Source organism: Variovorax stachyos (genome assembly GCF_051400855.1).
Classification (GTDB): domain Bacteria; phylum Pseudomonadota; class Gammaproteobacteria; order Burkholderiales; family Burkholderiaceae_C; genus Variovorax.
The window spans coordinates 36,537-53,792 of the sequence record NZ_JBLFFN010000012.1 but is presented as its reverse complement, the minus strand read 5'-3'; the positions used below and the strand labels follow the sequence as shown (position 1 = coordinate 53,792).

Here is a 17,256-nt window from a genome sequence, read left to right as displayed (position 1 = left end):
AGGAATAATCGACGTGAATCAGGGGGCAGTTTGCTGCGACGCAAAAGGCCGCGACACGACAAAGAAGGTATCAGATGATCAAGATCGGAATTGTGGATGACCATGCCATCGTGCGCTCCGGCCTGCGCCAGTTCTTCTCGGAGCACGTCGATCTGCGCGTGGTCGGCGAGGCGGCCAGCGGGCGCGAGGCGATCGAGCTCGTGCGCACCACGGAGCTGGACGTGCTGGTAATGGACCTGTCGATGCCCGGGCAAAGCGGCATCGACGCACTGGCGATGATCCGCGCCAAGGCTCCGGATGTAGGCATCCTCATCCTCAGCGGATACCCCGAGGAGCACTATGCAATGAACCTGATCCGGCAGGGTGCGAGCGGCTACCTCAACAAGGAATGCGATCCGATGGAAATCGTGAACGCCATTCGCACCATCTCGCTGGGCCGCCGCTACATCACGCCGGCCGTGGCCGAGCTGTTGGCCCGCCAGCTCGACCGCAAGGACGACGCGGCTCCCCACGAGCAGCTCTCGGAACGCGAGTTCCAGGTGTTTCTCAAGCTGGCCAAGGGCGAAACGGCGGGGGACATCGCCAAGACCCTGTCGCTCTCGGTCAAGACGGTCAGCACCTACCGCACGCGGCTCATGGAGAAGATGAACCTGTCCTCCAACAGCGACCTCACGTATTACGCGCTGAAGAACAAGCTGATCGATTGAGGCGAGGAAGGCGCCCTCGCAGGGGCGGGGGCGCCGCATGGGCTGGGCCATGAGCGCGATCGGGTTGTGTGGCTTCAGCTCGAACCCGAGGTCTGCCGCAGTGCGGAGGCTTGCTCGATGCAGAAGTCGATGAGCGCATCGATCTCGTTCGACTTGTCGAAGACCGCGTCCACGCCGAACTGGGCGCAACGTTTGCGGATATCGGGCGTGGCGTAGTTGCTGAGCACCACGATCTTCTGATCGGGCCGCCGCGTGCTCACGGCCTGCAGCACGCCCAGGCCGCTGCCCTGCTTGAGGAACAGGTCGACGATGGCCAGTTCCCACTGTTCGCGGTTCTCCGCCAGCCAGCGGACAGCCTCCGCTTCGGTCTCGGCGAAGCCGACGGCCGAAATGCACGTGAGTTCTTCCAGAGTGCCGACGAGGTTCTCGCGGATCGTGACGTTGTCTTCGACGATGTAGGTTTTCAATCTGAGGTCCATGGAGAACCGCGCGTCAGCCTGGAATGAAACTTCGCGACCTTAGCGGATGACCGCGATGAAAGCTAGTTTGTAAATGTTGCTACGAATGACTAGGACGGGATCATGCCGCCTGTCGCGCCGTGCGGCTGTAGGCGCGTTCTTACGAGTATTGTGGTCTGACTGCCCGTAGGCGTCGCCTCACAGCCGCTGCGGTCGGGCGCCGACCCGCGCACAGGCAGGCGCCGCCTACGCTTCGAGGCATCGAGTTGCAGCACGCCCGCCGCAGCCTCGAGCTCCCTCACCGAGGTGCCAAGATGAAGATGATGTGGAACTACGGGGCCATCAGCCTGTTGACCCTGGCCGCTGCCGCCGTCGTGGCTCTTGGGGAACCCGCAAGCGCCGAGTTGAAGCTGGTGGAATCCGCCGCCGCCGCCGCGACCGTGGGCGCCACTGCCCTGTGCTTTCTCGCTTCGCCTGCCTCCATCACCTCGACGCCGGATCGAAAGACCACCGTGCCGTGATCGCGTCGCCCGCCCGCAAGCCGCGCTTGTCGATCTGGATGAGGATCGGCGCGGTGGTGCTGGGGCTGTTCGCGGCGCTGCTGCTGTTGCTGGCCCTGTTTCCGTGGGACACGCTGCGCGAGCCGATCAATCGCTATGTCAGCGAACAGACGGGCCGCAAGTTCGAGATCACCCGCCGCCTGGATGTCGATCTGGGATGGCGCGGTGCCACGGTGAAGCTCGACGGCATCGAGTTTGCCAACCCTTCATGGGCGCGCGAGCCCTACCTGGTCCGGGCCGAGCGCGCAACCTTCGACATCCGCTTGTGGCCGCTGTTGTCGAAGCGGATCGTCATTCCGCGCATCTTTCTGGCCTCGCCCACGCTGGGCCTGCAGATGGAGGAGGACGGCCGGCGCACCTGGGCACTGGGCAAGGACACCGCGGACGAAGGCACCGTCCCGGTCATCGGTCTTCTGGAGGTTGACCAGGGCACGCTCGACTTTCTGGCAGCCCACCTTGGCGTCGATCTGCGCGCCGACTTCAGCTATGACAGCAGCCGCGGGGAACTGCCGCTCGACTTTCGCATCAAGGGCCGTTACCAACGCCAGCCGCTGTCCGCCCAGGGTCGGACCGGCAACGTGCTGCAGCTCAACGCGGCCGGCCAGCCCCCGTTTCCGCTCGAGATCGATGCGGCCGCTGGCCACACGAGGCTGAAGGCCAAGGGCACCGTGGCCGAGCTGGCGAGGCTGGACGGCGTTGACGCCCATTTCGACCTCAGGGGCCGGAACCTGGGCGATCTCTATGGGCTGCTCGGAATCGCATTGCCCCAGACCTCGCCGTATGCGTTGAGCGGCAACTTGCGCAAGCGCGCCAAGTTGTGGGAAGCGGCGGGTCTCCAGGGCAAGCTGGGCCTCTCCGACATAGGTGGCGACATGAAGTTCGACCAGTCGCAGAAGGTCCCCTTCCTGTCCGGTACCCTGCGTTCGCGCGTGATGGACATGGACGACCTCGGGCCGCTGATCGGCCTACCCCCCACCGACCGCTCCGCCAAGGCCATCGAGGGCCTGGCACCGCCGCCGAGCATCTCCGAGGTCAAGCGTGCGCAGCGCGACCCCGGCCGCAAAGTGCTGCCCGCCGCCACCCTGGACTTCGAGCGGCTGCGTGCCATGAATGCCGACGTGAAGTACACGGCCGACCGGATCAGGAACGTCCGTGAGCTGCCGCTGGACAAGGGCAGCGTGCAAGTGAAGCTGCGGGACGGCGTGCTGACGCTCGATCCGCTCAACCTGGGCGTCGCCGGCGGGTCGCTCGCTGGCGCCGTGCGCATCGACGGCGCGCAGAACCCGGCCGACATCCGCGCGAGGCTGGACGTGCGCGGGATGCAGCTCAGCCGGCTCATCCCCAAGATCGAAACCATGCGCACCAGCTTCGGCAAGCTCGACGGACGGATCAATCTCTCCGGACGGGGCAACTCGGTGGCGAGCTGGCTCGGCCATGCTTCCGGCGACGTCGCCGCCCTCACCGGCCGCGGGGAGTTCAGCAACCTGCTGCTGGAGTTCATGGGGCTGGATGGCGGCGAGATCATCAAGTTTCTTCTGCGCGGCGACAAGAACGTGGTGCTGCGCTGCGCCGCGATGGCTTTCGACGTCGAGAAGGGCACCATGGTGAGCCGCAGCGTCGTGCTGGATACGGAGGACACCCTGTTCAGCGCGAGCGGTCAGGCCAGCCTGTCGAAGGAAACCCTGGACTTCGTGGTGCGCCCCCAGCCCAAGGACAGGAGCATCCTGTCGTTGCGCACGCCGCTGGTCATCGGCGGCACTTTCGCGGCGCCTACCGCTCGCTTGGAAGCCGGATCGCTGGCGACGCGCGGCGCCGCGGCCTTGGTGCTGGGGGCCCTCAACCCCTTGCTCGCGCTTGCCGCTACCGTCGAGACCGGGCCGGGTGCGGACGCAGACTGCCAGGCGGTACTGGCCCAGGCCAAGCGGCCCAGCGCGGGCGAGGCGGCGGCCGGCGCAGCCAAGGCCAGGAAGCAGTAGCCGTCGTAGCGGAAGCCGCGCCGGTGGCGATCAGCTCGCCGCCGGGCGGTGGCCGCAGACGCTGCAGCCCGGATCGCGCGCCACCCGCAACGTGTCGAAGGCCGTTCGGCGCCCGTCGAACATCAGCAGGCTGCCCGCGAGCGAGGGGCCGATGCCGGCGAGCAGCTTCAGCGCCTCGTTGGCCTCCAGCATCCCGATCGTGCCGACCACCGGCGCGAACACGCCGAGCACCGCGCAGCGCGTTTCCTCGAAATGCGCGTCCGGGGGGAACAGGCAGGCGTAGCACGGCGAGGCGGCATCGCGCGTGTCGTACACGCTCAACTGGCCGTCGAAACGGATGGCCGCGCCGGCCACCAGCGGCGTCGCGTGGGTCACGCAGGCGCGGTTCACGGCCTGCCGGGTGGCGAAGTTGTCGCTGCAGTCGATCACCACGTCGGCCGTGGCCACCAGCCGGTGCAGCAGGGCCTCGTCGGCCCGCTGCACATGGGTTTCGATGCGGATCTCCGGGTTGATGTCCCGCATCGCCGTGGCCGCCGATTCGACCTTGGCCTGGCCGACACGGGCGGTGCTGTGGGCGATCTGGCGCTGGAGATTGGTGAGGTCGACCTCGTCGTCGTCAACCAGCGTGATGTGGCCGACGCCGGCCGCCGCGAGGTACAGCGCCACCGGCGAGCCCAGGCCGCCGGCACCGATCACCAGCGCATGGCCGGCGCTGACGCGCCCCTGGCCGTCGATGCCGAATTCCTCGAGGAGGATGTGGCGCGAGTAGCGCAGCAGGTCCTGGTCTTCCATGCGCCGCGCGGGCCGATGCCGGCGCTCCCCCGACGGGAGCTGGCGTGCCGGATCAGTTTTCCTTCTTCTCTTCCTTGTTCTCGACGATCACCTGCGTCTTGCTCACGAGCACGGGCTGTCCCTTGAGCCGGTTCAGCGCCTGCATCAGCGGGAAGTCCTTCTCGTTGCCGAACTCGGGCACCTTGCGGTCCTGCGGCGGCTTCTTGGCTTCCTCCTCGAGGCGCTTGCGTGCCTCGTCGCGGGCCTTCTCCCGCTCGGGATCCTTCGCCTCGGGGCCCTGGCCGCTCGCCAGATGCTTCTCGAGGTCGGCCTCGCGCATGCGAAGCGCCGCGAAGGGGCTGCCCTCGGCGCTCTCGTCGATCAGGACGTTGGGCACGATGCCCTTGGCCTGGATCGAGGTGCCGCTGGGCGTGTAGTAGCGTGCCGTCGTGATCTTGAGGCCGGTGTCCGGGCCGAGCGGGCGGACCGTCTGGACCGAGCCCTTGCCGAAGGTCTGGCTGCCCATGACGATCGCGCGCTTGTGGTCCTGCAGCGCACCGGCCACGATCTCGCTGGCGGAAGCCGAACCTTCGTTCACCAGCACCACCAGGGGCACCGTCTTGAGTGACGGCGGCAGATTGCGCAGCGGGTCGCTGCCGGCGCGGCGCTGGTAGTACTCGGGCGCGGCCTTGTAGACCGACTTGCTCTCGGGCAGCTGGCCGTCGGTGGACACCACCGTGACGTTCTCGGGCAGGAATGCGGCCGAGATCGCCACTGCCGCATCGAGCAGGCCGCCCGGGTCGTTGCGCAGGTCCAGCACCAGGCCCTTGAGGTTGGGCTCCTGCTTGTAGATTTCGTCGACCTTCTTGACGAAGTCGTCGACCGTGCGCTCCTGGAACTGCGACAGGCGGATCCAGCCGTAACCCGGCTCCATCACCTTGCCTCGCACCGACTGCGTACGGATCTCTTCGCGCGTGATGGTCACCGGGAAGGTGCGGTTCTCATCCTTGCGGAAGATCGTCAGCAGCACCTTGGTGTTGGCCTCGCCGCGCATGCGCTTGACTGCCTCGTTGAGCGAGAGCCCGCGCACCGCCGTGTCGTCGATGCGGGTGATCATGTCGTTGGGCTTGAGGCCTGCGCGGAATGCAGGCGAGCCCTCGATGGGCGACACCACCTTGATCAGGCCGTCTTCCTGCGAGATCTCGATGCCCACGCCGACGAAGCGGCCAGTGGTGCCCTCTCGAAATTCCTTGAAGGACTTCTTGTCGAAGTACTGCGAATGCGGATCGAGCCCGGCGACCATGCCGGAGATCGCGTCCGAGATCAGCTTCTTTTCGTCTACGGGCTCGACGTAATCGCTCTTCACCATGCCGAACACGGCCGCGAGCTGCTGCAGTTCTTCGAGTGGGAGAGGGGCCAATGAACCTCGTGCAACAGTTTGCAACGAGACGGTGGTCAGCGCGCCAGCAACGGCGCCGGCTGCGACCCAGCCGGTGATCTTGAGTTTCTGCCCCATTTAAATGTCCTTGTCGCCTGTCAAACCAATATACACAGCTTGGAAGCAAGTTGTCTGCCGGGGTTCCTCGTACCCGAGGGCGCCGCGGCAGATTTCAGGTTCAGGCTTTGCCTTGTGCGGCGATCGCGGCGGCCGCCTTCTCGGCGGCAGCCGCATCGCCGAGGTAGTAGTGCCGCAGCGGCTTGAGCTCGTCGTCGAGCTCGTAGACCAGCGGAATTCCATTCGGAATGTTGAGCCCGACTATGTCGTCGTCGGAGATGCCATCCAGGTATTTGACCAGCGCGCGGATCGAATTGCCGTGCGCTGCCACCACCAGCCGCCGGCCGGCGCGGATCGCCGGAGCCATCGATTCGTTCCAGAAGGGCAGCACGCGCGCCACCGTGTCCTTGAGGCATTCGGTCAGCGGCACCTGTTCGGGTGCCAGCTTGGCGTAGCGCGGGTCGCCGCGCTCGCAGCGCGGGTCGCTGGGGTCGAGCGCCGGTGGCGGCACGCTGTAGCTGCGGCGCCAGATCAGCACCTGGTCGTCGCCGTACTTCTTGGCCGTCTCGGCCTTGTTGAGGCCCTGAAGCGCCCCGTAGTGGCGCTCGTTGAGGCGCCACGAGTGCACCACGGGCAGCCAGGTGCGGTCCAGCTCGTCGAGCGTGTGCCACAGCGTGCGGGTGGCGCGCTTGAGCACGCTGGTGTAGGCCACGTCGAAGTCGTATCCCTCGGCCTTCAGCAGCCGGCCAGCCTGCTTGGCCTGCTCGATGCCGAGCGGGGTGAGGTCGACATCGGTCCAGCCGGTGAAGCGGTTTTCGAGATTCCAGGTCGATTCGCCGTGGCGGATCAGTACCAGTTTGTGCATGTGGGAGGCCTTTGGGAACGCTTGCCAAAACCCGACATTCTAAAATCCGCGGTTTGCCACTCAAGAGAACACCGTGAAATTCATCGTCGACAACTGGATGCTGATCCTGATTGCGCTCAGCTCCGGCGGCATGCTGGCCTGGCCGCTGCTGCGTGGGGCCACCTCCGGATCATTGACGGCGCAGGGCGCGGTGCAGCTGATCAACCGCGAGCGCGCCGTGGTGGTCGATGTGCGCGAGCCGGAGGAATTCGCCTCCGGCCACATGACCGGCGCCAAGAACGTGCCGCTCAACCAGCTCGAGGAAAAGCTCACTGCAGCAGTCAAGAACAAGACGGTGCCGCTGCTGCTGGTGTGCGCCACCGGGGCACGGGCCCAGCGTGCGGTGGCCATCGCGAAGAAACTCGGCTACGAGCAAGCCCAAGCCGTAGCCGGCGGGCTTAAATCCTGGAAAGAGGCTAACCTGCCTGTTGAAAAGGCCTGAACTTCCAATCCGACATAAGCACGATGCAAGCCGTCAAGATGTACACCACCGCCGTCTGCCCCTACTGCATTCGCGCGAAGCAGATTCTCAAAGCCAAGGGCGTCGAGCAGATCGAGGAAATTCGCATCGACGGCGATCCGCAAGCCCGGATCACGATGATGAACATCACCCAGCGGCGCACCGTGCCCCAGATTTTCATCGGCGACACGCATGTCGGCGGCTGCGATGACCTGATCGCCCTCGACAGCCGCGGCGGGCTGATGCCGCTGCTGCAGGGCGCCTGACGCCGCGGGGCGATAATCGCCCCTTTTCCCACCTCATCCAAACACGCCAGCCCGCCATCGGGACACCTCTTCCCCGGCGGGCGTTGTTTTGACCTTCGAAAGTTCTGCCATGGCCGACCAGCAAGCCCTAGACCCCGTCTTCCAGATCCAGCGCGTCTACCTGAAAGACCTGTCGCTCGAGCAGCCGAACTCGCCGGCCATCCTGCTGGAGCAGGAGCAGCCCACCGTCGACATCCAGCTCGGCGTCGATGCCCAGCCCGTGACGGACGGCATCTTCGAGATCACCGTCTCGGCCACCGTGCAGACCAAGATCAACGACCGCACCGTGTTCCTGGTCGAGGCCAAGCAGGCCGGCATCTTCGAGATCCGCAACCTGCCCGAGGAGCAGATGGGCCCGATCCTCGGCATCGCCTGCCCGCAGATCGTCTACCCCTACCTGCGCGGCAACGTGGCCGACGTGATCCAGCGCGGCGGCTTCCCGCCGGTGCACCTGGCCGAGATCAACTTCCAGGCCATGTTCGAGCAGCAGCAGGCCCAGGCAGCCGGCCAGGCCTCGCCGATCGTTACCCAGTAAAACGCCACGTCGCATTGCGCAGCCGCCGATGAAGATCTGCGTGCTCGGCGCCGGCGCCTGGGGAACGGCGCTGGCGGTCAATGCGGCCGGCCGCCACGCGGTCAGCCTCTGGGCGCGCGACGCGGCCCAGGTGAAGGCCATGACGTCGGCGCGCGAGAACGCGCGCTACCTGCCCGGCATTCCACTTCCCCCCTCGCTTGCTTTGCGCGGCGGCACCGCGCTGGCCGCGGTCGCAGGTGCGGAACTGGCGATCATCGCCACGCCCATGGCCGCCCTGCGCGAGCAGCTTCTGCTGCTGCGCGATGCGGCCTGCCCCGTGGCCTGGCTGTGCAAGGGCGTCGAGCCCGCCCTGGCGGGTGCCGATGGCCTGCTGGCCCACGAAATCCAGGCCCAGGTGGCGCCCGGCCTGGTTGCCGGCGTGCTCAGCGGTCCCAGCTTCGCCCAGGAGGTCGCGCAGGGCCGGCCGACCGCGCTGGTCGCGGCCAGTGCCCATCCCGCTCTGCGCGAGGCGCTGGTCGATGCCTTCCACGGGCCGAGCCTGCGCGTCTACGCGAACGAGGACATCGTCGGCGTCGAGGTCGGCGGCGCCGTGAAGAACGTGCTGGCGATCGCAACCGGCCTGGCCGACGGCCTGGCGCTCGGCCTCAATGCACGCGCCGCCCTGATCACCCGCGGCCTCGCCGAGATGACGCGCCTGGGGCTGGCCCTGGGTGCGCGGCCCGACACCTTCATGGGGCTGTCGGGACTGGGGGACCTGGTGCTCACCGCCACCGGCGATCTCTCGCGCAACCGCAAGGTCGGCCTGCTCCTGGCCGAGGGGCACACGCTGGCGCAGGCCGTGGACTCGCTCGGCCATGTGGCCGAGGGCGTCTACTGCGCGCGCACCGTGGTGCAGCGGGCGCGCCACCTGGGCGTCGAGATGCCCATCGCGGAGAGCGTGGTGGCCCTGCTCGACGGCCGCGTGCGGCCCGCGGAGGCGGTAACGGAGCTGATGAGCCGCGAACCAGGCGTCGAAGCGCCGTGAAGCCCCGGTCCGGCGCTCGAAGACAGACAGAACAATCGATATGGACGACAACTTCTTCGACTTCTCCCCGGCCCGGATTGCCGAACTGGCCGCCGCCGATGGCGCGCGCGCCCTGCGCGAGGATGTCGGAGACGGCGACCTCACCGCCGCACTGGTGCCCGCCGGAAGCCGCGCCACGGCCCGCGTGCTGCTGCGCGAGCCCGCCGTGCTGTGCGGCGCGCCTTGGGTGGAGGCCGTCGTGCAGCAACTCGATCCGCAGGCACGGATCGCGTGGCGTGGCGCGGAAGGCGCTCGCTGCGCGGCCGACCAGGTCGTGCTGGAGATCGAGGGCGACGCCCGCGCCCTGCTGACCGCCGAGCGCACCGCGCTCAACTTCCTGCAGCTGCTCAGCGCGGTCGCGACCCGCACGGCCGACTACGTGGAGGCGGTACGCGGCACGCGCGCCGTCATCGTCGACACCCGCAAGACCCTGCCAGGCCTGCGCCTGGCGCAGAAGTACGCCGTGCGTACCGGCGGCGGCACCAACCACCGCATCGGCCTCTACGACGCCATCCTCATCAAGGAAAACCACATCGCCGCTGCCGGCGGCATCAGCGCCGCGTTGCGGGCCGCCGGTGAAGCAGGGCGGCGCGCCAGGTTCGTCGAGATTGAGGTCGAGACCCTGGAGCAGCTCGACGAGGCGCTGGCCCAGGGCGCCCGCATGATCCTGCTGGACAACATGGACCTGCCGACCTTGCGCGAGGCCGTGCGCCGCAACGATGCGGCTGCAAGCAATCGCGCCGTGCTGGAGATCTCGGGCGGCGTCACGATCGACAGCGTGCGTGGCTTGGCCGAGACGGGCGTCGACCGCATCTCCATCGGCGCCCTGACCAAGGACATCAAGGCGATCGATTTCTCGATGCGTTTCCAGGAAGGCTGATCCATGACCTCAGCAGTCATCAGCGTCGACTACGAGCAGCCGGTTTCCGGTGCCGCCTGCGACACGCGCCATGCCTGGGCGCGCGTGCCGGCCGAGCCCTCGCCGGAGGAGCGCGAGGCGCTCAAGTCACGCATCCGCCGTCTGCTGCGCGAGCGCAATGCGGTGATGGTCTCGCACTACTACGTGCATCCCGACCTGCAGGACCTCGCCGAGGAGACCGGGGGAATCGTCAGCGACTCGCTCGAGATGGCGCGCTTCGGCCGCGACCATCCGGCCCGGACCCTGGTCGTCTCCGGCGTGCGCTTCATGGGCGAGACCGCCAAGATCCTCTCGCCCGAGAAGCGCGTCCTGATGCCCGACCTGGACGCCACCTGCTCGCTGGACCTGGGCTGTCCGGCCGATGCCTTCAGCGCCTTCTGCGACGAGCACCCCGACCGTACCGTGGTCGTCTACGCCAACACCAGCGCTGCCGTGAAGGCGCGTGCCGACTGGCTGGTCACTTCCAGCTGTGCACTGGACGTGGTGAGCGCCTTGCATGCGCAAGGCCGCAAGATCCTGTGGGCACCCGACCGGCACCTGGGCGACTACATCCGGCGAGAGACCGGCGCCGACATGCTGAGCTGGGACGGCGCCTGCATCGTGCATGACGAGTTCAAGGCGCTCGAGCTCGAACTGCTGATCGAGGCCCATCCCGGCGCCAAGGTGCTGGTGCATCCCGAGTCGCCGGCGCCGGTGATCGCGCTGGCCGACGCCGTGGGCTCCACCTCGGGCATCCTCGCGGCCGCGCAGCGCATGGATGCGCGCGAATTCATCGTCGCCACCGACACCGGCCTCCTGCACAAGCTGCGCACGCTCAACCCCGGCAAGACCTTCATCGAGGCACCCACCGCCGGCAACGGCGCCACCTGCAAGAGCTGCGCACATTGCCCCTGGATGGCGATGAACGGCCTGGCCGACCTGGCACGCGTGCTGGAGACGGGCGATGGCGAGGTGCATGTAGACCCGGCGTTGGGCCTGCGTGCACGCGTGCCGATCGACCGCATGCTGGCCTTTACCGCAGGGCTCAAGAAGGGCCAGCCGGCGGGTGGGCTGGTGGCCGGCATCGGCGCGGCCTGAAGCGCCCGGTCTCCGAACCGGGACGCTGTAGCTCGTCAAGAACTCAGGGATCGATTTCCAGGTTGTCGATCAGCCTGGTCGTGCCGAGTCGGGCTGCCGCGAGCGCCACCAGCGGCTCGCCGGCGGACGGCGCCTGCAGATCGGCCCGGCGGCGCAGCACCAGGTAGTCCGGCTTCCAGCCCCGCGCTTGCAGCCAACCCATCGCGCGCGCCTCGATCGCCGCAAGATCGCGCTCGCCCGAGCGCACCGCATCGGCCATCGCGCGCAAGGCCTTCGACAACTGCGCCGCCTCGGCCCGCTCGGCTTTGCTCAGGTAGCCGTTGCGCGAAGACAGCGCCAGTCCGTCCTCGGCGCGCCGCGTCTCGCTGCCCACGATCTCGATGGGCAACGCGAACTGCCGCACCATGTGGCGGATCATCATCAGCTGCTGGTAGTCCTTCTTGCCGAACACCGCGAAGCGCGGCTGCACGCAGGCGAAGAGCTTCATCACGACTGTGCAGACGCCGACGAAGAAGCCGGGCCGGAAATGTCCTTCGAGGATGTCCGCCAGCACCGGGTCGGGATGCACCTTGCAGGTCTGGGGCTCGGGATAGAGCGTCTTTTCGTCGGGTGCGAACAGCAGGTCGCAGCCGACCGAGCGCAGCTTCTCGCAGTCGCTGTCCCAGGTGCGCGGATAGCTGTCGAAGTCCTCGTGCGGCAGGAACTGCAGCCGATTGACGAAGATGCTGGCCACCGTGACGTCGCCCAGCGGCCTGGCCTCGCGCACCAGCGCCAGGTGCCCCTCGTGCAGGTTGCCCATGGTGGCGACGAAGGCCGGGCGCTGGTAGCGGGCCAGGAATTCGCGCAGTTCGGGAAGGGTGCGTGCAATCTGCATGGGGTGCTCCTACCAGGCGTGAAGCCGGTCGTCGGGAAAGCTGCCGTCCTTTACGGCGCGCACATAAGCCTCGATGGCCGGCGCGATGCCCTCGGCGTCCTGCATGAAGTTGCGCACGAACTTCGCCATCTTTCCGAGGTTCATGCCCAGCATGTCGTGCAGCACCAGCACCTGCCCGGCGGTGCCGCGGCCGGCACCGATGCCGATCGTGGCGCAGTGCTTCAGCTCACCCGTCAGCTCTGCGGCCAGCGCCGCGGGCACCATCTCCAGCACCAGCATCGCCGCGCCCGCGTCCTGCAGCGCATGGGCTTCGCGCTTGAGCCGGGCCGCGGCTTCGTCGCCCTTGCCCTGCACGCGGTAGCCGCCCAGCGCGTGCACGGTCTGCGGCGTGAGGCCGAGGTGGGCGCAGACGGGGATGCCGCGCTCGACCAGGAAGCGCACGGTCTCGCTGGTCCAGCCGCCGCCTTCGAGCTTGACCATGTGGGCGCCGGCCTGCATCAGCACCGCGGCGCTGCGCAGCGCCTGCTCGCGCGACTCGTGGTAGCTGCCGAAGGGAAGGTCGGCGATCAGCCAGGCCGTGCCCTGCACGCGGTGCAGTCCGCGAAACACGCTCTCGGTGTGGTAGCGCATGGTCTCCAGCGTGACGCCCGCCGTGCTGTGCAGGCCCTGGCAGACCATGCCCAGCGAGTCGCCGACCAGGATGCATTCGACGCCGGCCGCATCGGCGATGGCCGCGAAGGTGGCGTCGTAGGCGGTCAGCATGACGATCTTCTCGCCGCGCGCGTGCATGTCGGCCAGGCGCGGCAGGCTCAGCGGCTTGCGCTGCGCGGGCGCCGAGGCAGGCGGCAGGGTGCCGTAGGGCGTGGCCGCGCTGGCGGCAGGCGTGGATGTCATGGTCGGGATGTCTCCGGGATCGGCTCCAGGCCGGGTCGGGGTGGGCGCGGCAAGGCGCCCTGGAACTGCACTCAGGCGGGGACCGCTTCGCCCGCTGCGGGCTGCACCGGGATATGCGCGCGCTCTTCCTTGATGCGGTTGGCGCCGTCCACGAACACCAGCTTCGGCCGGTGGCTGCGCACCTGGTCCTCGGGCACCATGCCGAAGGCGGCGATGATGACAAGGTCGCCCAGCGAGGCCCGGCGCGCGGCCGAGCCGTTGAGCGAGATGATGCCGCTGCCGCGCTGGCCGCGGATCGCGTAGGTCACGAAGCGCTCGCCGTTGTTGATGTTCCAGACGTGGACCTGTTCGTTCTCCGCCAGGTTGGCAGCCTCCAGCAGGTCTTCGTCGATGGCGCAGGAGCCCTCGTAGTGCAGCTCGCAGTCGGTGACGGTCGCGCGATGGATCTTGGACTTGAGCAGAGTACGGAACATGGGATCGAGGCGAAGTGTGAGTGGGGAATCCCGCCGATGGCCAGAAGGCGGGGCCGCGGGGAGCGAGGCGTCGAATGCTAGTGGAGAACCATTCAAAGAAAAATTCCGCTCAGGAACTTTGGATGGCCACCGGTTCAGGTGGCCGGCGGCACCAGGATGGTCGGCGCCGCGGGTGCCGCGAGCGACGGGTAGTCGCGGCTGAAGTGCAGCCCGCGGCTCTCGCGCCGGCCTTGCGCCGAGCGCACGATGAGCTCGGCCACCTGCACCAGGTTGCGCAGCTCGAGCAGGTCGCGCGTGACGTGGAAATGGGCATAGAACTCCTGGATCTCGCGATCCAGCAGCGCGATCCGATGAGCCGCGCGCTCCAGCCGCTTGTTGGTGCGCACGATGCCCACGTAGTCCCACATGAAGCGGCGCAGCTCGTCCCAGTTGTGCGAGATGACCACGGTCTCGTCGGCGTCGGTGACGCGGCTCTCGTCCCAGGCCGGCAGCGTGATGGCGGCACGGGCCGGCGTCTCGGCAATCGCCTGCGCCGCGGCGCGAGCGAACACCATGCATTCGAGCAGCGAGTTGCTGGCCAGCCGGTTGGCGCCGTGCAGCCCTGTGCAGGCGGTCTCGCCGATGGCGTGCAGGCCGGGCACGTCGGTGCGGCCCGCGAGGTCGGTGAGCACCCCGCCGCAGGTGTAGTGCGCTGCCGGCACCACCGGGATCGGCTCGCGCGTGATGTCGATGCCCAGCTCGGCGCAGCGCGCCAGGATGTTGGGGAAATGTTCGCGCAGGAAGGCCGGGCTCTGATGCGAGATGTCCAGGTGCACGCAATCGAGCCCGTGCTTCTTCATCTCGAAGTCGATGGCGCGCGCCACCACGTCGCGCGGCGCGAGCTCGGCGCGCGCGTCGTGCGCAGGCATGAAGCGGGTGCCCCCTGCTGTTTCAGGCAGCTTCAGCAGCCCACCTTCGCCCCGCACGGCCTCGCTGATCAGGAAGGACTTGGCATGCGGGTGGTACAGGCAGGTCGGGTGGAACTGGATGAACTCCATGTTCGCCACCCGGCAGCCCGCGCGCCAGGCCGCGGCGATGCCGTCGCCGGTGGCCGTGTCGGGATTGGTGGTGTAGAGGTAGACCTTGCCCGCGCCGCCGGTCGCCAGGACGGTATGGGGCGCGCGGAAGGTGAGCACCTCGTCGGTGGCCTCGTCCAGTGCATAGAGGCCCAGGCAGGCGGCATCCTTCAAGCCCAGCTTGCGGCCGGTGATCAGGTCCACCAGCGTGTGCTGCTCGAACAGCGTCACGTTCGGCGTGCGGCGCACGGTGTCGATCAGCGTGCGCTGCACCGCGGCGCCGGTGGCATCGGTGGCGTGGACGATGCGGCGCTGGCTGTGCCCGCCTTCGCGCGTCAGGTGCAGCTCGCCGTTCTCGAGCGAGAAGGGCACGCCGAGTCCGCGCAGCCAGGCGATGGCTTCGGGCGCGTGCTCCACCACGAAGCGGGTGGCCGCCATGTCGCAGAGGCCGGCGCCGGCGACCAGCGTGTCGTCCACATGGGACTGCAGGCTGTCGTCCTCGCCCAGCACCGCGGCGATCCCGCCCTGCGCCCACTGGCTGGCGCCATCGGCCAGTGCCCGCTTGGTGATCACCGCCACGCGGTGCGTGGGCGCGAGGTGCAGCGCGGCGCTGAGGCCGGCGAGCCCGCTGCCGACGATGAGAACGTCGAAGTCGTGCATGTATTGGCTCTCCCCCAGGTTGGCTCACTTCGTGTAGCCGCCCACCCCCTCACCGGGGGCGACACCAGCGGCCCGGCAAAGCCGGTTCCGCGGTGTCTCCCGAACGGGCCTGGCTTCGCCGGCCTCGAATCGGTGTTGTCAAAGTCAGGCCGGCGAATAGGCCAGCCGCACGTAGATCGGTGCGAAGGCCTCGGCCTGGGTGATGTCGATCAGCGTCTCCTTTGCCAGCTCCAGCATGGCGATGAAGGTGACGATCAACACGGGGGTGCCGCGGTTGACGTCGAACAGCTTCTCGAACTCGACGAACTGCCGGCCCTGCAGATGGCGCAGCACGATGCTCATGTGCTCGCGCACGCTGAGCTCCTCGCGCGAGATCTTGTGGTGCTGCACGAGCTTGGCCCGGCGCAGGATATCGGCCCAGGCGTCGCGCAGGTCGACCACGTTCACGTCCGGAAAGCGCGGCTTGAGCGATTGCTCGATGTAGACCTGCGCCTTCCAGAAGTCGCGGCCCGCCTGCGGCATCGCGCTGAGCGCGGCAGCCTGCAGCTTGGCCTGCTCGTATTCGAGCAGGCGGCGCACCAGTTCGGCCCGCGGGTCCTCGACCTCCTCGCCCTCGGCCGTCTTCTTGGGCGGCAGCAGCATGCGCGACTTGATCTCGATCAGCATCGCCGCCATCAGCAGGTACTCCGCCGCGAGCTCGAGGTTGGTCTGGCGGATCTCGTCGACATAGCTCAGGTACTGGCGCGTCAGCGCCGCCATCGGGATGTCGAGGATGTTGAAGTTCTGCTTGCGGATCAGGTAGAGCAGCAGGTCCAGCGGCCCCTCGAAGGCCTCGAGGAAGACCTGCAGCGCCTCGGGCGGGATGTAGAGGTCGTTCGGCAGCGCGAACAGCGGCTCGCCATAGAGCCGGGCCAGCGCGACCTGGTCGATCACCTCGGGCATGGCGGCGATCGGCGGCGCGTCGTCGTCCACCACGGTCTCGGGGCCTTCGGTGCGCGCCTGCTCGCCCGCACTCGCGTCCCGGTGGCTCGCTACGGGCCGGATGGGCACTGCTTACTTCACTCGATTCTGGTAGACGTAGGGCTGCTGCGGCACCGCGGCCTGCTGGTACTCCTCCAGCAACGAGCGGTCCAGGTGCTTGTCCCACAGCAGGCTGCGGCCGGCGCGCTGCTCGGCTTCGAGCGTGGGCTTCTTCTGCTTCATCTCCTCGATGAAGTTCGTGATCTCGGAGGTGTAGTGGGGGCGGGCGAAGATGGACATGGGGTTGGGCCTTTGGGAGCGAAGTTTACCGGGGCCCAGTTCCTGGCGCCCGGCACCGGTGGATTCCTTCTTGTTGGGGCCGCTGCCATGGGGTAGCGTCGCTGCTCCAACTATTCCAAGGAGTTTGCCCATGCGCCGGAAAATGGTGTACCTCGTTTCGACGACCACGGCGGCCCTCGCGCTGGCGGCCTGCAGCGGCATGACGAGCAGCCCGCCGCAAAACAAGATGAGCTTCTTCGTGACCAGTGCCAATCCCGGCAAGGGCGCCGACTTCGGCGGGCTGGCAGGCGCCGATCGCTATTGCCAGAGCCTGGCCGCGAGCGCGGGGGCGGGTGCTCGCACCTGGCGCGCCTACCTCAGCAACAGCGCCATGGCCGGAAGCCCCGCCGTGGACGCTCGCGACCGCATCGGCAAGGGTCCGTGGTTCAACGCCAAGGGCGAGCAGATCGCCAGCAGCGTCGAGGACCTGCACGGTCCCAACAACAAGCTCACCAAGCAGACCGCGCTGACGGAGAAGGGCACGGTCGTCAGCGGGCGCGGCGACCCGGTGAACCTGCACGACATCCTCACCGGCTCCACGGCCGACGGCCGCGCGATCAACGACGGCAAGGACAACACCTGCGGCAACTGGACCAAGAGCGGCGAGGGCTCGGCCATCGTGGGCCACCATGATCGCATCGGCCTCAACGACAGCCCGCCGATGAAGTCCTGGAACGCCTCGCATCCCACGCGGGGCTGCAGCATGGATGCGCTCAAGAGCACCGGCGGTGGGGGCCTTCTGTACTGCTTTGCCCAGAACTGAGCGCCTGG

Annotated in this window: 20 protein-coding genes; 10 read left to right on the top strand and 10 right to left on the bottom strand. The window is 67.9% G+C overall.

Annotation, left to right across the window (positions count from 1 at the left end; genetic code table 11):
• Window positions 1–74: 74 nt before the first annotated feature.
• On the top strand, window positions 75–707 hold the full coding sequence (locus ACMGEZ_RS20525; RefSeq protein WP_068680104.1) for a response regulator: 633 nt from the start codon (window positions 75–77) through the stop codon (window positions 705–707).
• 74 nt (window positions 708–781) lie between these two features.
• On the opposite strand, the gene ACMGEZ_RS20520 is transcribed toward ACMGEZ_RS20525, so the two are convergent.
• The gene (locus tag ACMGEZ_RS20520; protein WP_436824122.1) at window positions 782–1,186 is read right to left on the bottom strand and encodes a response regulator; all 405 of its coding nucleotides are present in this window, start codon (window positions 1,184–1,186) and stop codon (window positions 782–784) included.
• A gap of 293 nt (window positions 1,187–1,479) precedes the next feature.
• On the opposite strand from ACMGEZ_RS20520, the gene ACMGEZ_RS20515 reads away from it, so the two are divergent.
• Window positions 1,480–1,686 carry a hypothetical protein gene (locus tag ACMGEZ_RS20515; RefSeq protein WP_436824121.1) on the top strand — a complete coding sequence of 69 codons (207 nt, stop codon included), beginning with the start codon at window positions 1,480–1,482 and terminating at the stop codon, window positions 1,684–1,686.
• A 38-nt stretch (window positions 1,687–1,724) separates the two neighbouring features.
• On the top strand, window positions 1,725–3,701 hold the full coding sequence (locus ACMGEZ_RS20510) for an AsmA family protein (RefSeq protein WP_436824238.1): 1,977 nt from the start codon (window positions 1,725–1,727) through the stop codon (window positions 3,699–3,701).
• Between the two features lie 30 nt (window positions 3,702–3,731).
• Here ACMGEZ_RS20510 and ACMGEZ_RS20505 read toward each other — a convergent pair whose 3' ends face one another.
• From ACMGEZ_RS20505 to gpmA, 3 genes are all read right to left on the bottom strand, one after another.
• Window positions 3,732–4,493 (bottom strand): HesA/MoeB/ThiF family protein, encoded by a 762-nt coding sequence (locus tag ACMGEZ_RS20505; protein ID WP_436824120.1) that lies wholly within the window; start codon window positions 4,491–4,493, stop codon window positions 3,732–3,734.
• A 52-nt stretch (window positions 4,494–4,545) separates the two neighbouring features.
• Window positions 4,546–5,988, bottom strand: a complete 1,443-nt coding sequence (locus ACMGEZ_RS20500; RefSeq protein ID WP_436824119.1) for a S41 family peptidase — start codon at window positions 5,986–5,988, stop codon at window positions 4,546–4,548.
• A gap of 100 nt (window positions 5,989–6,088) precedes the next feature.
• Complete coding sequence (gene gpmA, locus ACMGEZ_RS20495; protein ID WP_436824118.1) at window positions 6,089–6,832, bottom strand: 2,3-diphosphoglycerate-dependent phosphoglycerate mutase; 744 nt, start codon at window positions 6,830–6,832, stop codon at window positions 6,089–6,091.
• A 73-nt stretch (window positions 6,833–6,905) separates the two neighbouring features.
• Here gpmA and ACMGEZ_RS20490 point away from each other — a divergent pair, with 73 nt between their 5' ends.
• From ACMGEZ_RS20490 to nadA, 6 genes are all read left to right on the top strand, one after another.
• A complete protein-coding gene (locus tag ACMGEZ_RS20490) occupies window positions 6,906–7,313 on the top strand; it encodes a rhodanese-like domain-containing protein (RefSeq protein WP_436824117.1) in 408 nt (135 codons plus the stop codon).
• 23 nt (window positions 7,314–7,336) lie between these two features.
• A complete protein-coding gene (gene grxC / locus ACMGEZ_RS20485; RefSeq protein WP_436824116.1) occupies window positions 7,337–7,597 on the top strand; it encodes a glutaredoxin 3 in 261 nt (86 codons plus the stop codon).
• A gap of 109 nt (window positions 7,598–7,706) precedes the next feature.
• Window positions 7,707–8,171 carry a protein-export chaperone SecB gene (secB, locus tag ACMGEZ_RS20480; protein ID WP_436824115.1) on the top strand — a complete coding sequence of 155 codons (465 nt, stop codon included), beginning with the start codon at window positions 7,707–7,709 and terminating at the stop codon, window positions 8,169–8,171.
• 28 nt (window positions 8,172–8,199) lie between these two features.
• The gene (locus ACMGEZ_RS20475) at window positions 8,200–9,195 is read left to right on the top strand and encodes an NAD(P)H-dependent glycerol-3-phosphate dehydrogenase (protein ID WP_436824114.1); all 996 of its coding nucleotides are present in this window, start codon (window positions 8,200–8,202) and stop codon (window positions 9,193–9,195) included.
• A gap of 40 nt (window positions 9,196–9,235) precedes the next feature.
• Window positions 9,236–10,114, top strand: a complete 879-nt coding sequence (gene nadC, locus ACMGEZ_RS20470) for a carboxylating nicotinate-nucleotide diphosphorylase (protein ID WP_436824113.1) — start codon at window positions 9,236–9,238, stop codon at window positions 10,112–10,114.
• Window positions 10,115–10,117: 3 nt separating this feature from the next.
• Window positions 10,118–11,230: a quinolinate synthase NadA gene (gene nadA, locus ACMGEZ_RS20465; RefSeq protein ID WP_436824112.1), complete on the top strand. Its 1,113-nt coding sequence runs from the start codon at window positions 10,118–10,120 to the stop codon at window positions 11,228–11,230.
• A gap of 43 nt (window positions 11,231–11,273) precedes the next feature.
• On the opposite strand, the gene panC is transcribed toward nadA, so the two are convergent.
• The 6 genes from panC to ACMGEZ_RS20435 form a co-directional block, all read right to left on the bottom strand.
• Entirely contained in the window at window positions 11,274–12,104 is an 831-nt protein-coding gene (panC, locus tag ACMGEZ_RS20460; RefSeq protein ID WP_436824111.1) for a pantoate--beta-alanine ligase, read from the bottom strand.
• A 9-nt stretch (window positions 12,105–12,113) separates the two neighbouring features.
• Window positions 12,114–12,998 carry a 3-methyl-2-oxobutanoate hydroxymethyltransferase gene (gene panB / locus ACMGEZ_RS20455; RefSeq protein WP_436824110.1) on the bottom strand — a complete coding sequence of 295 codons (885 nt, stop codon included), beginning with the start codon at window positions 12,996–12,998 and terminating at the stop codon, window positions 12,114–12,116.
• A 71-nt stretch (window positions 12,999–13,069) separates the two neighbouring features.
• Entirely contained in the window at window positions 13,070–13,471 is a 402-nt protein-coding gene (panD, locus tag ACMGEZ_RS20450; RefSeq protein ID WP_436824109.1) for an aspartate 1-decarboxylase, read from the bottom strand.
• A gap of 134 nt (window positions 13,472–13,605) precedes the next feature.
• Window positions 13,606–15,186: an L-aspartate oxidase gene (gene nadB / locus ACMGEZ_RS20445; protein WP_436824108.1), complete on the bottom strand. Its 1,581-nt coding sequence runs from the start codon at window positions 15,184–15,186 to the stop codon at window positions 13,606–13,608.
• Window positions 15,187–15,330: 144 nt separating this feature from the next.
• Window positions 15,331–16,128: a segregation and condensation protein A gene (locus ACMGEZ_RS20440; protein ID WP_436824237.1), complete on the bottom strand. Its 798-nt coding sequence runs from the start codon at window positions 16,126–16,128 to the stop codon at window positions 15,331–15,333.
• Between the two features lie 111 nt (window positions 16,129–16,239).
• Window positions 16,240–16,446, bottom strand: a complete 207-nt coding sequence (locus ACMGEZ_RS20435; RefSeq protein WP_436824107.1) for a DUF3460 family protein — start codon at window positions 16,444–16,446, stop codon at window positions 16,240–16,242.
• Window positions 16,447–16,576: 130 nt separating this feature from the next.
• Here ACMGEZ_RS20435 and ACMGEZ_RS20430 point away from each other — a divergent pair, with 130 nt between their 5' ends.
• A complete protein-coding gene (locus ACMGEZ_RS20430) occupies window positions 16,577–17,248 on the top strand; it encodes a hypothetical protein (protein WP_436824106.1) in 672 nt (223 codons plus the stop codon).
• The last annotated feature ends 8 nt before the right edge of the window (window positions 17,249–17,256 follow it).

Excerpts from the sequence above, each read along its gene's own strand:
- ACMGEZ_RS20525 (WP_068680104.1), top strand. The coding sequence starts at position 75 with ATGATCAAGATCGGAATTGTGGATGACCATGCCATCGTGCGCTCCGGC.
- ACMGEZ_RS20520 (WP_436824122.1), bottom strand. The coding sequence starts at position 1,186 with ATGGACCTCAGATTGAAAACCTACATCGTCGAAGACAACGTCACGATC.
- ACMGEZ_RS20515 (WP_436824121.1), top strand. The coding sequence starts at position 1,480 with ATGAAGATGATGTGGAACTACGGGGCCATCAGCCTGTTGACCCTGGCC.
- ACMGEZ_RS20510 (WP_436824238.1), top strand. The coding sequence starts at position 1,725 with ATGAGGATCGGCGCGGTGGTGCTGGGGCTGTTCGCGGCGCTGCTGCTG.
- ACMGEZ_RS20505 (WP_436824120.1), bottom strand. The coding sequence starts at position 4,493 with ATGGAAGACCAGGACCTGCTGCGCTACTCGCGCCACATCCTCCTCGAG.
- ACMGEZ_RS20500 (WP_436824119.1), bottom strand. The coding sequence starts at position 5,988 with ATGGGGCAGAAACTCAAGATCACCGGCTGGGTCGCAGCCGGCGCCGTT.
- gpmA (WP_436824118.1), bottom strand. The coding sequence starts at position 6,832 with ATGCACAAACTGGTACTGATCCGCCACGGCGAATCGACCTGGAATCTC.
- grxC (WP_436824116.1), top strand. The coding sequence starts at position 7,337 with ATGCAAGCCGTCAAGATGTACACCACCGCCGTCTGCCCCTACTGCATT.
- secB (WP_436824115.1), top strand. The coding sequence starts at position 7,707 with ATGGCCGACCAGCAAGCCCTAGACCCCGTCTTCCAGATCCAGCGCGTC.
- ACMGEZ_RS20475 (WP_436824114.1), top strand. The coding sequence starts at position 8,200 with ATGAAGATCTGCGTGCTCGGCGCCGGCGCCTGGGGAACGGCGCTGGCG.
- nadC (WP_436824113.1), top strand. The coding sequence starts at position 9,236 with ATGGACGACAACTTCTTCGACTTCTCCCCGGCCCGGATTGCCGAACTG.
- nadA (WP_436824112.1), top strand. The coding sequence starts at position 10,118 with ATGACCTCAGCAGTCATCAGCGTCGACTACGAGCAGCCGGTTTCCGGT.
- panC (WP_436824111.1), bottom strand. The coding sequence starts at position 12,104 with ATGCAGATTGCACGCACCCTTCCCGAACTGCGCGAATTCCTGGCCCGC.
- panB (WP_436824110.1), bottom strand. The coding sequence starts at position 12,998 with ATGACATCCACGCCTGCCGCCAGCGCGGCCACGCCCTACGGCACCCTG.
- panD (WP_436824109.1), bottom strand. The coding sequence starts at position 13,471 with ATGTTCCGTACTCTGCTCAAGTCCAAGATCCATCGCGCGACCGTCACC.
- nadB (WP_436824108.1), bottom strand. The coding sequence starts at position 15,186 with ATGCACGACTTCGACGTTCTCATCGTCGGCAGCGGGCTCGCCGGCCTC.
- ACMGEZ_RS20440 (WP_436824237.1), bottom strand. The coding sequence starts at position 16,128 with ATGCCCGAGGTGATCGACCAGGTCGCGCTGGCCCGGCTCTATGGCGAG.
- ACMGEZ_RS20435 (WP_436824107.1), bottom strand. The coding sequence starts at position 16,446 with ATGTCCATCTTCGCCCGCCCCCACTACACCTCCGAGATCACGAACTTC.
- ACMGEZ_RS20430 (WP_436824106.1), top strand. The coding sequence starts at position 16,577 with ATGCGCCGGAAAATGGTGTACCTCGTTTCGACGACCACGGCGGCCCTC.